This window comes from Streptomyces sp. NBC_01381 (assembly GCF_026340305.1).
Classification (GTDB): domain Bacteria; phylum Actinomycetota; class Actinomycetes; order Streptomycetales; family Streptomycetaceae; genus Streptomyces.
The window spans coordinates 1-16,280 of sequence record NZ_JAPEPI010000007.1 but is presented as its reverse complement, the minus strand read 5'-3'; the positions used below and the strand labels follow the sequence as shown (position 1 = coordinate 16,280).

Genomic DNA, 16,280 nt, shown 5'->3' with positions numbered 1-16,280 from the left:
GTCAGCTCCCCTCCCGCTGCACGACGACCTCGCCGCGCAACGTGGCGCCGATGCGCTGCGCCCAGGCGGAGATCTGCTTGAAGTCGCGGAAGTCCCCACCCTTGCCGGCCTTGACCACGGTCCGGGCTGCCCAGCTCTGCGCGTCCTCTGTGAGACATCCCCCAAAGGTGACGTGCTCCTTGGCGTGGATCCGGATGAGCGTACGGCGCACGGACGCCACCGGCGGGATGTTTCCCTCACTCGCCGAAGGATCGAGAGGACCGCTGCTGAACAGCCATACCGGCCGTTTGGCAAGCGCCTCCCTCTTGCGCTTGACGAACTGACGGGCGTCCTTGTGCCATCGTCCCTCGTAGAGCGGACTGCCGAGGATCACGGCGTCGTACGCCTGGAGTTCGTGGACGTCGCGCACGAGCCTCATGTCGGCTTCGAGGCCCTCCTTCCGCAGAACCTCCGTGATGGTGCGGGCGATCTCGGCCGTTGACCAGTTCTTCGTCGCATAGGCGACGAGCACCTTGACGGTCATGGCGATCCGTCCCCTCTCAGAGTTTGCGCAGCCAGTCGTCGGCCACGCCCTTCAGGGCTTGATCGGTCGGCTGGAGATGCGAGTCGTCCAAGCGATACGTGAGCTTGTCCACGACCGCGACGACTCCGTCGATCTCACGCGTCATGTGCAGCGCGATGGGTACCTCACTACGACGCTCAAGTTGTCCTTCGAGGGTCACTACGCCGTTCTGCACATCGATCTTGATGGTCTGGGGTGCCAGCCACAGGGTGCGCACCAGGACCTGTTCGATCACCTCGAGGCGGATCCCGTCGTCGGGGCGCAGGAATACCTGGAGCAGATCTCGCCTGGTGACGATCCCGACCAGACGGTCCTCGTCGTCGACGACGGGCAGCCGTTCCACCTTGTGCTCAGCCATGAGGCGGGCGCCCTCGACGATGGTGTTGTCCGCGTGCACGCAGACGGGCGGCGTCGACATCAGCTGCCCTGCAGTCCGTGCGGTGGCCTTGACCTGGGTCTTGCGCGCGGCGGGGCTCATCCGAGGCAGTCGGAAGCGACTCGGCCGCTGGAACGGGTCGGGGGCCTGGGCCTCGCGCACGAGCAGGTCCGTCTCGGAGATCACTCCGATGACCTTCTCGTCGGTGTCGATCACGGGAAGCCCGCTGATGCGGTGCTCGGCAAGCAGTTTGGCCACGTCCTTGAACGGCGTGCCGTACCGGGCGCTGACGACCTCACCGGTCATCACGGAACCGATCTTGCTGTGCTTCATCTCTGTCTCCTCCTCAGCGCAGTCGGCGCAGATACGGGTCATGGGCGGTCCGTGGCAGCAGACGTACGCGCACATCGAGTGCCGTGACGCCGCCGGGCCGTGCCAGGACGGGGTTGAAATCGGCCTCGGCAAGCTGCGGCAGGTCGCAGGCCATCCGGGACAGCCGGTGCAGCAGTTGCTCCAGGCCTTCGAGGTCGACGGGGCCGCCGCCTCCGTGGCCGAAGAGCAACGGGGCACAGCGCGGCGAGGTGATCAGGTCATGGACGTCGAAATCAGTGAGCGGCGCCAACCGCGCCGAGTGATCGGCCAGCAGCTCAGTGGCACTGCCGCCAAGACCGAACAGGACCAGCGGGCCGAACACCTCGTCCTGAGCGACGCCCGCGAACAGTTCGGTGCCACGCTCGGCGAGCGGCTGCACCACCACCCCGGAGAGCAGCCCGGCGAACCTGGTCTCGAAGTCCCGGAAGGCGGCCCGCACTTGGGCGTCCCCCTCCAGATCGAGGTGAATGGCACCCTGCTCGCTCTTGTGCAGCAGACCGGGCCAGTGCGCCTTCAGCACGACCCGGCCGTCCGGACCGCGCAACCGCTCGGCGGCGATGACGGCCTCGTCCTCGGACTCGGCCCAGGCCCAGGGAAGCTGGGGTATGCCGTAGCAGGCGAGGAGTTCGGCGCAGGTACGCGGATCAAGCCAGCCGCCTTCGGGGTGACCGGACAGCCAGGCGTCGGTCACGGCGTGGGCCTGCGCCGCCTCGATCCCGGTGAGATCGGGGACGCTGCCGGGCGGCCTGGCCAGCCACTGGGCGCGACGGTCAGCGTGAGCGAGGGCTCGGGCGGCGGCCTGTGGATCGGCGTAGGACGGGACGGAGCCGGCCGTCGTGGTGGGCAGCAGTTGCACGGGCAGTGCCTGGTCGAGGCGGACCACCACAACCGTTCCGGTGCGTCGGCCGGGGGCATCGGTGAGAGCCCGGGTGAGGTCGTCGCCAGTCGCCGCGGCGACCGCGGTGGGGACCAGCACCACCAGGACGGCGTCGACGGCGCCGGACACCGTGAGCCGGTCCACACACTCCCTGAGTTGTTCCTCGCTGACGGCTGCGGTGGCGTCGACGGGGTTGGCGGTCGAGGCACCCTCGGGCAGGACGGCGAGCAGGTCGTCGATGAGATCGGCCGACAGCGACGGCAGGGTGAGTCCCGCTTCGGCGCACGCGTCCGCTGCGAGAACTCCCGCGCCACCCGCGTTGGTGACAATGACGACGCGTTTTCCGGAAGGCACGGTCTGGGAGTGCAACAGAGCGGCGACTTCGAGGAGTTCACCGATCGTTCGGGTGGCCGTGATGCCCGCCTGGGTGAACAGGGCCTGCCGGGTCATGGTCCGCGTGGCCGCGGCGGCGGTGTGCGAGGCAGCAGCTCGCCTACCGGCTTCGGTGCGGCCCGCGTCGACGGTGAGTACGGGTATGCGCCTGGTCACCCGGCGCGCCGTCCGCGAGAACGCCCGGGGGTTCCCGAAGGACTCCAGGTGCAGCAGAGCCAGGTCCGTGACGCCGTCACTTTCCCACCACTGAAGCAGGTCGTTGCCGCTCACGTCGTACTTGTCGCCTAGCGAGACGAAGCTGGAGACGCCGAGGCCCAGGCGGGACAGGCCGTCCAGCAGAGCGATTCCCACTCCCCCGGACTGCACCGCGACACCGGCCGTGCCGGGACGTGGATGGCGGGCGGCGAAGGTCGCGTCCAGCGACACCGCCCTGTCCGTGTTGGAGATGCCGAGGCAGTTCGGGCCGACCAGCCGCATGCCGTACGTACGGCATATGGCTAGCAGGGAAGCCGCCTGGGCGGCGTCCAGGCCGGCCGTGACGACCACCAGGGCACGCACGCCCGCCTTGCCGCACTCTTCCGCCGCGGCGGACAGGGCCGACGCGGGTACCGCCAGTACCGCCAGGTCGGGGACCTCGGGCGCAGCGCCGACCGACTGGTAGGCGGGCACGCTCATCAACGACGAGACGTTCGGGTTGACGGCGAAGAGCTTCCGGGGAAAGCCACCGGTGCGCAGGTTGTGCAGGATCGCCCGGCCGACCGAACCGGCCTTGCGGCCCGCGCCGATCACGGCGATCGATCCTGGGCGCAGCAGCGGTTGAAGGCTGGCCACGTCGGCGGTGCTGCCTCGCTTCTCGACCGCCGTCAGGTAGGTTTCGTCCTCGTCCAGCTCGATGGTGCAGCGCAGTTCGGGGCCCTCGAAGCGGCGGGCTGTGCGCAAACCGAGGTCGGCGAAGACCTTCAGCACCTCGTGGTTCTCGGCAAGCGCGTCGGCGGTGAACGCGGTGATGCCGTCGGCACGGGCCGCGGAGACCAGGTGTTCCAGAAGCAGGGTGCCGATCCCCCGGTGGTGCAGGCCCTCGGCCACGGCGAGTGAGATCTCGGCGGTTTCGGGCTCGTCCGTCCTCTCGTACTCGGCAAGACCGATGATCTGGTCCTTGGTCTCGGCGAGCAGCGCCCTGTACCCGGGGCGGTCAGGGGCGCAGGCCCGGTCCGCGGCCTGTGCGGCGGACCGGCCACTGGCTGCGAAGAACCGCAGCCGCAGGTTCCGAGGCGACATCTCGTCGTAGAGGCCTTGCAGCTGGGAGTGATCGTCGGGTCGGACGGCCCGTATGCAGGTCGTCGTCCCGTCGGCGAGCAGGGCGTGCACCGGAGGTCGGCTTCGCTCGTCGTGCGTCATCTCGGGCCTCCTGACAGCAGGTTGACCCTTCGAGGATCGGTCGGTCAGGTGCCTCGGCCCCAGGGGCTGGCCGGGTACGGCCGGGGGCCGACCGGCCCTATGTGGCCGGGCCGGGCAGTGGCTCGCCAAGTTCTGCCTCCACAGCCCCAGCCATCGCTCGCAGGATGGCCAAGGTCCGTTCGGCCTCGGCTTCGTCAACCTCGGTGATGGCGAATCCGACGTGCACGATGACGTACGTACCGACCGTGGCCTCGGGTGTGTAGGCGAGGCACGCCTCGCGTCGTACGCCGCCGAAGTCGACTGTGGCCATGCGGAGTCCGGCGTCGTCCCTGATCTCCAGGACCCGGCCGGGAATGCCCAGACACATCGCGCTCACTCCTTCGAGAGGCGGGCGGCGGCGACCGCGGCCTGCCCGTAGCTGATGCCGCCGTCACCCACCGGAACCTCTCGGGCTACCAGCACACGCAAGCCCTGTGCGCGCAGCCTGCGGCTGACCTCGGTGAGCAGACGACGGTTGACGAAGCAGCCTCCGGCGAGGCAGACCGTGCGAGGGGCGCCGGCGTCCACGGCGTGCGCGACCAGTTCCGCGGTCACGAGAGCGAGGGTCAGGTGAAAGGCCGCGGCAAGCGCGGGGACGCCCTCACCGACGTGCTGTCTTTCCAGCAGATCGTTCAGTGTCGGGCCCGGGTCGTACACCCACAGGCCGTCCACCCGCACCAGGCGATGTGCCAGCGGCAGCGCGCGCACCGTGCCTGCCGCCTCTTCCAGGGCCGCGGCGGCTTCGCCTTCATAGCTGACGGTGTCGGCGAGGCCGAGCAGACTCGCCACCGCATCGAAGAGCCGTCCGGCGCTGGAAGCACGCGGGGAGTTGACGCCCCGGCCCACCATGGACCGCAGGACGGCGGCTTCGGACGGATCGAGCCGCTCGTTGAAGCCCCGGGTCAGCCAAGGGTAGGGACGAGGGCTGCCCAGCAATTCCGTTCCGTGCAGGTATCCGAGGGCCATCCGGTACGGGTGACGGACAGCGGCCTCACCACCGGGCAGCGGAGCGGTCGCGAAGCGGCCCACCCTCCGGTAGCCGGTCAGGTCGGCGACAAGGATCTCCCCTCCCCACAATGTCCCGTCGTCGCCGAGTCCCAGGCCGTCGTAGGCGACCCCCACGAAGGGGGTGCGCAGTCCGTGCTCGGCCGCGCATGCCGCCACATGAGCGTGGTGGTGTTGCACAGGGATGCGAGGCAGTGGCTGAGCCTGCGCCCATTGAGTTGAGAGATATCCGGGATGCAGATCGTGGGCGACGGCCCGCGGGGCGATGCCCGTGAGCCGGACCAGGTGGTCGTACGCGTGCATGAAGCCGTCCAGTGTGGCGGCGTCCGCCAGATCTCCGCCGTGCGGTGAGAGATGGGCGCCGTAACCGTCCGCCAGCGTGAACGTGTGCTTGAGCTGGGCGCCGACCGCCACCAGGGGTACGGGGGTGGCGACCGGCAGAGGCAACGGCGCCGGCGCCAAGCCCCGTGCCCTGCGGACCGTGAGAACGGTGCGGCCCACGGCCTGGACGACCGAGTCGTCGTAGCGGGCGCGGATCGGCCGATCGTGGGTGAGGAAGCCGTCGGCGACCGCGTCCAGCGAGTGACGGGCTTCGGTGTCGCCGGTGGCTATCGGTTCGTCGGCGAGATTGCCGCTGGTCACGACGAGCGGGCGGGCGAGTTCACGGAGCAGAAGGTGGTGCAGCCCGGTGGTGGGCAGGAACAGGCCGATCCGGCGCGTGCCCGGATGCACGGCGGGCGCGAGGCCGCTCCCCCGTGCGGCGAGTAGCACCACGGGGCGTGATGCCGACTCCAGGACGCCCCGCTCCACCCGCGACATGCGCGCTAGCTCCCTGACGCCTCCCACGTCCTGGACCATGACGGCCAAGGGTTTGGCCGGTCGGTGTTTATGCTCCCTCAGCGCCCGTACCGCCGTCTGATCGGTGGCGTCGCACACCAGTTGATAGCCGCCGAGTCCCTTCAACGCGACGATGCCCCCGCTTTCCACGGCCTTGACCGCGGCGCGCAACGCGGCTTCCCCGCTCAGCGCGTCCCAGGAGAGCTGCGGCCCGCAGGCAGGGCATGCGAGGGGTTCGGCGTGGAAGCGGCGGTCGGCGGGGTCGCCGTACTCCGCCGCGCACGCCGCACAGAGGGGGAAACGCCGCATCGTGGTGCGGACCCGGTCGTAGGGCAGATCCTCGATGATGGTGGCGCGGGGACCGCAGTCGGTGCAGTTGATGAACGGATAGCGGAACCGGCGATCGGTCGGGTCCAGGAGCTCGCTCAAGCATGCGGCGCAGATCGCGGCGTCGGGCGGGATCTCTCGTGGTCCGCGAGCCGTGGCGTGGTCGGCATCGCTGTGCCGGATGGCGAAACCGGATGCGGGCAGGGGAAGCTGCCCGCGCGCGGCGGTCACCCTCACCTGCCGCACCTGGGACAGCGCGGGAGCACCGGTGCTCAGCCGTGCGGTGAACTCGTCTACGGCGTAGGGGGATCCGGCGACTTCGCCCGCAACGTGACCTTCGGCGTTGGCGGCCCATCCGTCCAGACCGAGGCCCGTTGCGAGCCGATACACGAAGGGGCGGAAGCCCACCCCCTGCACGGTGCCGAACACCTCGAAGCGGAGTGCTCTGCGCTGCGGCATGGCCACCCCTCTCAGCCGCGCGTGGCGGCGTCGCGGTGCCGAACGATCTCGTCCTCTATGTCGTCGGCGAGCGGTTCCACCACGGCCTCCACACTCGGCGAAAGTCCGGTGCCCAGCGCAGTGTCGGCCCCTTCCACCGCGTACACCACGAGCCGCCCCGGCAGTCGGCCGAGAACGCGGGCGAGTTCCACGGCCTCGCCGAGCCCGAGTCCGTGCGAACTCGTTGTCCGTGGCCGGTCCAGTTCACCGGCGTCGAGCGTCAGCCGGTGCACCCGTCCGGGGTGAGCGGGATGCGCGTGGGCGGCGTCGACGACCACCGCGAGATCCGCCCCCTCCCACAGGCCGATCAGACGGGCGGGGTCGCCGTCGCAGGTGGCCAGGAGCGCACCCGGCGGCAGGGGGCGATCGGCCGCCCGCTCGCGGAGCCGGTCGATCATCACCCAGCCCACGCCGTCGTCGCGCCGGAACTCGTTGCCGACGCCGATCACCGCGATACGTGTCCGATGGGGCATCGCGTCTCCTTCCGCCGGGCCGTGCTTCAACTGTGCGGATGCGCCAGCAGCCTCGATAGGGGCCGAATGTCCCCTACCGGGGCCGGTTCGCCCCTCCCCGACCGGTCTCCTCGGTGGAACCGTCCGAAGCAGAGCCCCTGCCAGGGGCATGCCGGAAGGCGGTGGCACCGTGGACAAGCCCCTGATCGCCGGAGTCGACGGCTCGGATCCGAGTCTGCGCGCGCTGGACTGGGCGGTGGACGAGGCCGTGTCGCACGGTGTGCCGCTGCATGTCGTCCATGCGTCGCGGTGGGAGTGGTACGAGGGGCATGAGCCGTCCTTCGGCATCAACCGGCCGTCCGTGCAGGTCCTTTCGGACCACATCGCGGCCTCCGCGGTCGAGCGCGCACAACGCCGTACCAGTGCCGTGAAGGTGACGAGCGAGGTGCTGTCCGAGGACCCGGCCGTCGCGCTCGCGCGACTCGGTTCTGAAGCCGGCGCCGTCGTGGTCGGCAGCCGAGGGCGCGGCGAGCTCACCGAGCTGCTGCTGGGCTCGGTCAGTCTCTCCGTCGCCGCACACGCGGTGTCACCAGTGATCGTCGTGCGCGGCCACGAGAAGAACGTGAAGGGCGGCTTCCGCAGCGTCGTCCTCGGCATCGACCTACCTCAAGAGGCGACCCTTGCCGTGGATTTCGCCTTCCGCGAGGCTCAGGCGCTCAACGCTTCCCTGACCGTCGTTCGCACCTGGCGCTGCCCGGCCCTGGAAGTCCCCGACTTCCCCACCGCGGTCCACGACGAACATCAGCAGCGTGCCACGGCTCAGGTCGAAGAGGCCCTACGGGACGCGACGGCCGCCTATCCCGACGTCACGGTCTGCCGCAAGGTCGTCGAAGGCCACGCGCGCACCGTGCTCCTCGAAGCCTCCCGCACGGCGGATCTCCTGGTGGTCGGCGCCCGCCGCCGCAAGGGGCACGTCGGCATGCAGCTCGGCCCCGTCAACCACGCGGTGCTGCACCACGCGGCATGCCCGGTGGCTGTCGTCCCGCACGCCTGAGTACGCCCCGTGCGCAGAGGCGCACTCCCGAATCCCTACATGCTGGAGGCACCGTGGCACCCGCCCGACTGGCAACCCTGGACGCCCACTGGCGCGCCGCGAATTACCTGGCTGTCGGCCAGATCTACCTGATGAGCAATCCCTTGCTGACCGAGCCGCTGCGGCCCGAGCACATCAAGCCGCGCCTCCTTGGCCATTGGGGCACGTCCCCCGGTCTCAACCTCGTCCACACGCACCTCAATCGCGTCATCAAGGACCGCGATCTGGACGTGCTGTGCGTGTGGGGGCCGGGGCACGGCGGCCCGGCCGTGCTTGCCAACTCCTGGCTGGAGGGCTCGTACAGCGAGACCTATCCCGATATCACCCGGGACGCGGAGGGCATGGCGAAGCTGTTCCGGCAGTTCTCGTTCCCCGGTGGCGTCCCCAGTCACGTGGCACCGGAGACTCCGGGTTCGATCCATGAGGGCGGCGAACTCGGCTACTCCCTCGCGCACGCCTACGGCGCCGCCTTCGACAATCCCGGCCTGCTGGTGGCCTGCGTGATCGGTGACGGCGAAGCCGAGACCGGGCCGCTCGCCGCCTCCTGGCACTCCAACAAGTTCCTCGATCCGGTGCACGACGGCGCCGTCCTGCCGATTCTCCACCTCAACGGCTACAAGATCGCCAACCCGACCGTGCTCTCCCGCATCCCCGAGGCAGAACTGGACTTCCTCCTCAAGGGATACGGCCATGAGCCGCTGCACGTGAGCGGTGACGACCCGCGCAAGGTCCACCAGGCGATGGCCAAGGCGATGGACCAGGCCCTCGACCGCATCGCCGCCATCCAACAGGCCGCGCGGGGCGGGACCGGGCACGGCCGTGCGCGCTGGCCGGTGATCGTGCTGCGCACGCCCAAGGGCTGGACGGGTCCTGCGACGGTGGACGGCGTACCCGTCGAAGGCACGTGGCGCTCCCACCAGGTCCCTCTCCCTTCCGTACGCGAGAACCAGGACCACCTGGAGCAGTTGGAGGCGTGGCTGCGTTCCTACCGGCCGCAGGAGCTCTTCGACGAGCACGGCCGCCCCTCCCCCGAGGTTCTGGCCTGCGTCCCCGTCGCCCGCCGCCGTCTGGGCTCCAACCCACACGCCAACGGTGGCCTGCTCACCCGCGATCTGCCCGTGGTGCCGCTGGAGCGCTTCGCCGTCCCCGTCGACAAGCCCGGAGCCACCCTGCACGAGCCCACCCGGGTCCTTGGTGGCCTGCTCGCGCGGATCATGGCGGACACCTCGGAGCGCCGGGACTTCCGAGTCGTGGGTCCCGACGAGACCGCCTCCAACCGCCTTGCCGCGCTGTACGACGTGACGGGCAAGGCCTGGCAGGCTCAGACCCTCGACACCGACGAGCACCTCTCCGGGGACGGACGCGTCACCGAGATCCTCTCCGAGCACCTCTGCCAGGGATGGATGGAGGGCTACACCCTCACTGGCCGCCACGGCCTGTTCTCCAGCTACGAGGCGTTCGTGCACATCGTCGACTCGATGGTCAATCAGCACATCAAGTGGCTCAAGACTTCGCGCCTGCTGCCCTGGCGCGCCCCCGTCCCGTCCCTCAACTACCTGCTCACATCGCACGTCTGGCGCCAGGACAGCAACGGCTTCTCGCACCAGGACCCCGGGTTCGTGGACCACGTCCTCAACAAGAGCCCGGAGGTCGTCCGCGTCTACCTGCCGCCGGACGCCAACACCCTGCTGTCCGTGGCCGAGCACGTCCTGCACAGCCGCGACTACGTCAATGTCGTCGTCGCCGGGAAGCAGCCCTGCTTCGACTGGCTCTCCCTGGACGAGGCGCGTGTCCACTGCGCGCGCGGTGCAGGCATCTGGCAGTGGGCCGGAACCGAGACCGGTGACCGCGAGCCCGACGTAGTCCTGGCTTGCGCGGGGGACGTCCCCACCCAGGAAGTCCTGGCCGCAGCCGCCCTGTTGCGCGATCATCTGCCCGAACTCGCCGTGCGCGTGGTGAATGTCGTCGACATGACACGGCTGCTTCCCCAGGAGGAACATCCGCACGGCATGGCCGGCTCCGCATACGACGCGCTCTTCACCGCCGACAAGCCGGTCATCTTCGCCTACCACGGCTACCCGTGGCTGGTGCACCGTCTCACCTACCGCCGCACCGGACACGCACAACTGCACGTCCGCGGCTACAAGGAGGCAGGCACCACGACCACGCCCTTCGACATGGTCGTACGCAACGACCTCGACCGCTACCGCCTAGTCATGGACGTCATCGACCGCGTCCCCGGCCTCGCCGTACGCGCCGCGGCCGTCCGCCAGACCATGGCCGACACCCGCTCACGCCACCACACCTGGATCCGCGAACACGGCACCGACCTCCCCGAGGTCGCCGACTGGACCTGGACGGGTTGATCTCCGACCGCGCCCTGGAGGTGCACACCATGCCCACACCTCAGACCATCACCGCCGGCATCGACGGATCACCCGAGAGCCTGGCCGCCGCCGACTGGGCGGCCCTCGAAGCCCTGCGCCGCGATCTGCCGCTCCATCTCATCCACGCCTACGACCAGCCCTCGGAGCGAAGCCACCTGCCGGAGATCGAGGTCCCGTTCCACCGCGAGAGTGGCGCGCTCGACCGCGCCGTCGTCCAGCTCTCCTACGCACACCCCGCCCTGGGGATCCTGGACGAGCAGGTCACCGGACCACCGACGGAGGCATTGCTGGCAACGTCCAAAACGTCGGCTCTGTTGGTGCTCGGCTCGCGCGGCTTCGGCGCGCTCGCGGGCGTCCTGGTCGGTTCGGTGGCTCTGGCAGTCGCGGCACGAGCCGACTGCCCGGTCGTCCTGGTGCGGGCGGGAGACCGTCCCGAGGACGAGCGAGAGGGATCGGCAGAAGAGCCGGGCCGCCCTGTCGTGCTCGGCCTGGACTTGGACCGGCCCTGCGACGAGTTGCTGGAGTTCGCCTTCCGCACTGCCTCCACCCGCCGCGCACCGCTCCATGTCGTGCACGCCTGGGCGATTCCCCTGGTTCCCTCCGCTGATGCCACCGATCCCACGGTGATGAAATCCCGTCATCTCGCGGCAGCGCTCACTCCCTGGCGGCACAAGTTCCCGGAAACGCAGGTCACCGAGCGGCTCGTGCACGGTCTGGCCGGCCATCATCTCGTCAAGTCGGCCGCGGACGCCGACCTGCTCGTAGTCGGCCGCCGTATCCCTGCGGGGGCGCGTCTCGGACGGACCGCGCACTCGGCGATTCACCACGCCCGGTGCCCGGTCGCGATCGTTCCGCACGCCTGACAGGTTCTCTCCACGCCGAGGTGAACGCAGGAGAACACGAAGCGCCCGCGCGACCGGACCGACTCGGTCGCGCGGGCGAGTGCGGCATGCGCGGATCGCGCTCAGGTGTGCCGCACCGGGATGGTCCTGGTTGCCGAGCTTCCTTCCGGCACCGGGACTGTGATGGTCAGAACCCCGTCCTTGTACACCGCGGACGCCTCGTCGCCGCGTGCGCCGGCAGGCAACCGGACGGCGCGGGCGAATGTGCCGTAGCGGAACTCCGTGTGCCGCTTGTCCGCCGTTTCGACTGTTCGCTCGGCGCACAGCGTCAGAACGCCTTCCGTCACGCTGATGTCGACATCCTTGGCGGGGTCTATGCCGGGGAGTTCGGCACAGAGGGAGTACGTCCCGTCCGTGAAGGACTCTTCGATCCGAATCCCGTGCACACCGGGCGCCGGGTGCAGCCCGGGGATCCCGGCCTCGACCCAGCCGAACAGGTCCGGCAGCGTCGAGGGCAAGCTCGGGAACCTATCGATCATGCCGCTCATGTCACCCTCCCTACAGGCTCGTTCCCGTCTTCCTCGCCTCCAGCGTCGCGCCACTGTCTGGCATCGGCGAGTGCCGACCGGGCCACGGTCGTGCCCGATCGGCTCTGGCGGCCAAACGGGACAACCATCAGCGTGGGAGGGGAAGTTCACCTCACCACGGACAGGGGAACCGCGATGCGACGTTCAGTGATCGTGGGTGTCGACCGTTCCGCGCGCAGCCGCACGGCCGCTTCCTGGGCGGCCCGTGAAGCCGTACGGCGTGGTCTACCGCTGAAGGTGGTCCATGTGTCCGCGCTCTCCCCGGACGAGCTCGCGGAACTGTGGCCGTACCGCCCCGTGCCACTGCCCGGCGGAGTCGTGGCGGAGCTGGCGGGGCGCCATCCGGAGTTGGACATCGAGGGTGTGCGGCTGACGGGCCCGACAACGCGCTCGCTGCTCGACCTGTCCACGTCCTCGGACCTGCTGATCCTGGGCACCCGCGGGGCCGACGGGTTCGCCGGACTGGCGCTCGGCTCGACGGCTCTGGGCGCCGCCGAAGCCTGCCGTTGTCCGGTGATCCTGGTGCCGAGCGGGCTCGCCCTCAGGCGCGCCGAATCCCGGCCCGAGGTGGTCACTCTCGGCATAAACGCTCGCGAACCGGTCGAGGCCGCAGTCGACTTCGTGTTCGACGCCGCGATGCGCGCGAACGTACGACTGCGCGCCCTGCACGCCTGGGCACTCCCCACGCCTGCTGCCGCCTGGATGCCGTTCCCCTTGCCGGAGAAGGACCGCGCCCGCTGGGAGGATGAGGAGGAGCGGCTCCTGGCCGATGCTCTGCGGCCGTGGAGGGAGAAGTACCCGCGAGTCCGGGTGCTGCAGGACGTCGTACTGCACTCCCCGTCCGATGCCCTGGTGCGCGCCTCGGCCCGGGCGGAACTGATCGTCGTCGGCCGTCACGGAACAAAGCTCGGCCCGGCGGCGAACGCTCTCGTCCACCACACCCAGCGCCCCGTGGCCGTGGTACCCGGGTGAACCCCCGGAGGGCGAATCAAAGCTCACCCGGATAGCAACCGTTCGCCCCGTCACTCAGGCAGCGACAGTTCGCATGACTCGCCCGGCATGACGGAGACGGCCCGGCCCGGCAGTTCGATGTCGATGGGCGAGCGGTCGGAGGCGGGCACGGCGATGTGCAGCCTGCCCGGTCGCATGCGCAGCCGAATGCCCCAGTGCCCCTGGTAGCGCAGTGCGAAGCCGTACTCGGAGAGTTCCGGGAGCGGCACCGGGTCCAGCCAGAGGGCGCCTCCCCGCGCCTCCAGGCCGGTGAGGCCCCGCTGTACGAGGTCGAGCGTGCCCGCCATGGCACCGAGGTGGATGCCCTCGCCGGTGGTGCCGCCCTGCAGGTCGGCGATGTCGCCCGCCAACGCCTCCTGAACGAACTTCCAGGCTCCCGCGCGCCGCACCCTGGCAAGGACCCAGCCGTGCACGAGGCCGCTGAGCGTGGAGCCGTGGCTGGTCCGCCGCAGATAGTGGTCAACGGTGCGCTGCCAGATCTCCGCGTCCAGCGAGTATCCCAACCGGCCGAAGAGGGAATGCAGTTCGGCCGGGGAGAAGAGGTAGCCGAGCATCAGCACATCGGCCTGCTTGGAGGCCTGGTAGCGGTTGACCGTGTCGCCCTCGGCCTCCAGGATCCGGTCGAGGCGCCGGATGTCACCGTAGCGGGCGCGGTAGCCGTCCCAGTCCAGCTCCGCGAGCTCCCCGTATCCCTCGAACTGGCTGATCACCCCCTCGTGGAACGGCACATACAGGGTGCGCGACACGTCCTCCCACAGTTCGATCTCCCCGCCGTCGAGCCCGATCCTCTCCACGAGTTCCCGCCTTCGCGGCTCGGGCAGATCACCCAGCACGTCCAGGGCCCTGGCGAGGACCCAGGCCGCCGTGACATTCGTGTACGCGTTGTCGTCGAGCCCCGGCTCCGTGGCGTCAGGGTAGGCGTCGTGGTACTCGTCGGGACCTACCACCCCGCGGATTCGGTGCCTGGCCCGAGGCTCTCGTCGTACGTCGCCGAGTCCGCCCAGAAACGGGCGATCTGCAGCAGCATCTCGGCGCCCTTGGTGTGCAGGAACTCGGTGTCACCGCTCGCCTCGCAGTAGCGCCACACGTTGTACGCCACCGCCGAACCCACATGATGCTGGAGCCGGGAATTGTCCGGCAGCCAGCGCCCCGAGCGCGGGTTGAGGTGCAGCTCCTGGGTCTCCTCACGGCCGTCGCTGCCGCTCTGCCACGGGAACATCGCCCCCGCGCGGCCGGCATCACGTGCCGCCGTGCACGCCTGCTCCAGGCGTCGGTGCCGGTAGGTCAGCAGAGCCCGGGAGACCTCGGGGAAATGCAGGCTCAGGTAAGGCAGGACGAACAGCTCGTCCCAGAAGACATGGCCGCGGTACGCCTCGCCGTGCAGCCCGCGCGCCGGCACTCCGACGTCGAGGTCGGCGGTGTGCGGGGAGAGCGTCTGCAGGACGTGGAAGTGGTGCAGGCGCAGGATACGGCCCGCCTCGCCGGGCACGTCCAGTTCGGCCCTGCGCCACAGCTGGTCCCATGCGGTGAGGTGCGAGTCGAGCAGCTCCTCGAAGCCGGGCGCCCGGCCGACCCGGTCGACGGCCGCCTGCAGGGGGTCGCTGATCGCCGGGTCACGGGAGGTGTGCAGGGCGATGGTCTTGTCGACGGTGACGGTACGCCCGGGTTCCAGGTCGAGATCGAAGCGTTGAGCGGCTCGGCCCGCTTCATGCAGCGTCGCGGCCCTGGCGGAGCCCGCCGTCGTGCGGGCGGCCAGTCCCACCCGTACGTCGGAGGTTGTCGTGCGGCAGCGGAGCCACACGATGTCGCGACCGTCGCCGTCTCCGGTGTGGACGTGCGTCAGGTGCTTGGAGTTCAGCTGCCGGTAGCGCGCCACACCCGCGTTGCTGACGCTCCCGTCCAACGCCGCCTCGACCTGCAGGTCAGCTGGGCGCGACCCTCCAGGCTGAACTCGGTCCTCAGCAGGGCCAGATGCGGATCAGCCATGTGAACGACGCGCAGCTGGCGCACCGCCAGGGCCCGCCCCTGCCCGTCCTCGTAGCGCAGATTGCGTTCCAGGACACCGGACTGCACATCGAGGGACTGACGCAGCGCGATCAGCGCGGTCGAGTCCGGGGTGAGCCACTCCCCCATCTCGTCACGGTCCTTCAGCCGGTAGCGCAAGAGGCAGCCAGTCGGGCAGGTTGACCATGTCCTCGTTCTCGACCTGCCGGTTCGCGACGTGCGAGGTGAGCCGGTTGTAGCAGCCCGCCGCGTACGTCCCCGGATAGTGCGTGTCGTCCGCCGGGCATTCGGGGGCGGCACCCCGGGTGGCGAAGTAGCCGTTGCCCAGCGTGCACAGCGACTCCCTGAGCCGCTCCTGTGCCGGGTCGTACCCCTCGTACTCCCAGACCCAGTCCTCGATGGGCTCCGTCATGGCCCTTCCCCTCCGTCCAGAAGTTCCCCGAGGTCGTCCACAACGATGTCCGCACCGTGCCGCAGCAGAGCCGCCCTGGTGCCGGCCGCCGCGTTCCTGTCCACGCCGATCACTACACGGAACCCGCCACGCCGCCCGGCCTCGACACCGGCCAACGCGTCCTCTACGACGGCGGTATCCGCCGCCGGCACACCGAGGCGGCGAGCCGCCTCCAGGAACAGCGCCGGATCCGGCTTCCCGGGCAGCCCGAGCCGGGCCGCCTCGGCGCCGTCGACGAGCGCATCGAACAGCGACAACACCCCTGCGTGAAGGAGCAGTTCACGGGCATGGCGGGAAGCGGAGGCCGCCGCGAGCGGAATGCCTTCACCGCGCAGTTCGTGCAGCAGGCGGACGGTGCCCGGGTAGGCGTCGATATGGCCCTTGCGCAACCGCTCGACATAGCGGCACTCCTTGTCCGCGGCCACCGCCTCCACTGCCTCGGCCGGCAGTCGCAGCCCGCGCGAAGCCAGAAAGGACTCGGCGCCGTCGAGACGCGACTTGCCGTCGACATACCGGAGATAGTCCTCGTGTACGTCGAACACCCTTCGCTGCTCCGGGAGTTCGGGCGGATGCTCCACCAGGAACGCGTCAAAAGCTCGCTTCCATGCTTCGGCGTGTACCCGCGCCGAATCGGTGATCACTCCGTCGGTGTCGAGGACAACTGCCCGTACGCCCCGCAGGATGGGCGGGATCACAGGCGCTCACCGACGTAGGTGGTCAGGTCCAACAGCCTTTGGCAGTACGCCCATTCGTTGTCGTACCAGCCGAA

At 69.8% G+C, this 16,280-nt stretch carries 12 protein-coding genes and 1 pseudogene; 4 read left to right on the top strand and 9 right to left on the bottom strand.

All coding sequences use genetic code 11. From position 1 onward, the window contains the following. Position 1: 1 nt before the first annotated feature. From OG453_RS44895 to OG453_RS44870, 6 genes are all read right to left on the bottom strand, one after another. Complete coding sequence (locus OG453_RS44895) at positions 2-523, bottom strand: flavodoxin domain-containing protein (protein ID WP_266874617.1); 522 nt, start codon at positions 521-523, stop codon at positions 2-4. Between the two features lie 16 nt (positions 524-539). Further along, positions 540-1,271 (bottom strand): CBS domain-containing protein, encoded by a 732-nt coding sequence (locus OG453_RS44890; protein ID WP_266874616.1) that lies wholly within the window; start codon positions 1,269-1,271, stop codon positions 540-542. A gap of 13 nt (positions 1,272-1,284) precedes the next feature. Further along, positions 1,285-3,978, bottom strand: coding sequence for a bifunctional GNAT family N-acetyltransferase/acetate--CoA ligase family protein (locus tag OG453_RS44885; RefSeq protein ID WP_266874615.1), 2,694 nt, complete (start codon positions 3,976-3,978; stop codon positions 1,285-1,287). 97 nt (positions 3,979-4,075) lie between these two features. Next, positions 4,076-4,345, bottom strand: a complete 270-nt coding sequence (locus tag OG453_RS44880) for a HypC/HybG/HupF family hydrogenase formation chaperone (RefSeq protein ID WP_266874614.1) — start codon at positions 4,343-4,345, stop codon at positions 4,076-4,078. Positions 4,346-4,350: 5 nt separating this feature from the next. Next, positions 4,351-6,645, bottom strand: a complete 2,295-nt coding sequence (gene hypF / locus OG453_RS44875) for a carbamoyltransferase HypF (RefSeq protein WP_266874613.1) — start codon at positions 6,643-6,645, stop codon at positions 4,351-4,353. Positions 6,646-6,656: 11 nt separating this feature from the next. Continuing rightward, positions 6,657-7,157: a hydrogenase maturation protease gene (locus tag OG453_RS44870; protein ID WP_266874612.1), complete on the bottom strand. Its 501-nt coding sequence runs from the start codon at positions 7,155-7,157 to the stop codon at positions 6,657-6,659. Positions 7,158-7,326: 169 nt separating this feature from the next. On the opposite strand from OG453_RS44870, the gene OG453_RS44865 reads away from it, so the two are divergent. From OG453_RS44865 to OG453_RS44855, 3 genes are read left to right on the top strand one after another with little or no spacing between them, the layout of a single operon-like run. After that, positions 7,327-8,190 carry a universal stress protein gene (locus tag OG453_RS44865; RefSeq protein ID WP_266874611.1) on the top strand — a complete coding sequence of 288 codons (864 nt, stop codon included), beginning with the start codon at positions 7,327-7,329 and terminating at the stop codon, positions 8,188-8,190. A gap of 53 nt (positions 8,191-8,243) precedes the next feature. Continuing rightward, complete coding sequence (locus OG453_RS44860; protein ID WP_266874610.1) at positions 8,244-10,595, top strand: phosphoketolase; 2,352 nt, start codon at positions 8,244-8,246, stop codon at positions 10,593-10,595. A 29-nt stretch (positions 10,596-10,624) separates the two neighbouring features. Continuing rightward, positions 10,625-11,479, top strand: a complete 855-nt coding sequence (locus OG453_RS44855; RefSeq protein ID WP_266874609.1) for a universal stress protein — start codon at positions 10,625-10,627, stop codon at positions 11,477-11,479. Positions 11,480-11,580: 101 nt separating this feature from the next. Here OG453_RS44855 and OG453_RS44850 read toward each other — a convergent pair whose 3' ends face one another. Beyond that, positions 11,581-12,006, bottom strand: a complete 426-nt coding sequence (locus OG453_RS44850; RefSeq protein ID WP_266874608.1) for an Hsp20/alpha crystallin family protein — start codon at positions 12,004-12,006, stop codon at positions 11,581-11,583. Between the two features lie 174 nt (positions 12,007-12,180). On the opposite strand from OG453_RS44850, the gene OG453_RS44845 reads away from it, so the two are divergent. Further along, entirely contained in the window at positions 12,181-13,017 is an 837-nt protein-coding gene (locus OG453_RS44845; RefSeq protein ID WP_266874607.1) for a universal stress protein, read from the top strand. A gap of 50 nt (positions 13,018-13,067) precedes the next feature. On the opposite strand, the pseudogene OG453_RS44840 reads toward OG453_RS44845, so the two are convergent. Further along, positions 13,068-15,460 (bottom strand): annotated as a pseudogene (locus tag OG453_RS44840) (glycoside hydrolase family 65 protein). A gap of 8 nt (positions 15,461-15,468) precedes the next feature. Further along, on the bottom strand, positions 15,469-16,206 hold the full coding sequence (locus OG453_RS44835) for an HAD family phosphatase (protein ID WP_266873076.1): 738 nt from the start codon (positions 16,204-16,206) through the stop codon (positions 15,469-15,471). Between the last annotated feature and the right edge of the window lie 74 nt (positions 16,207-16,280).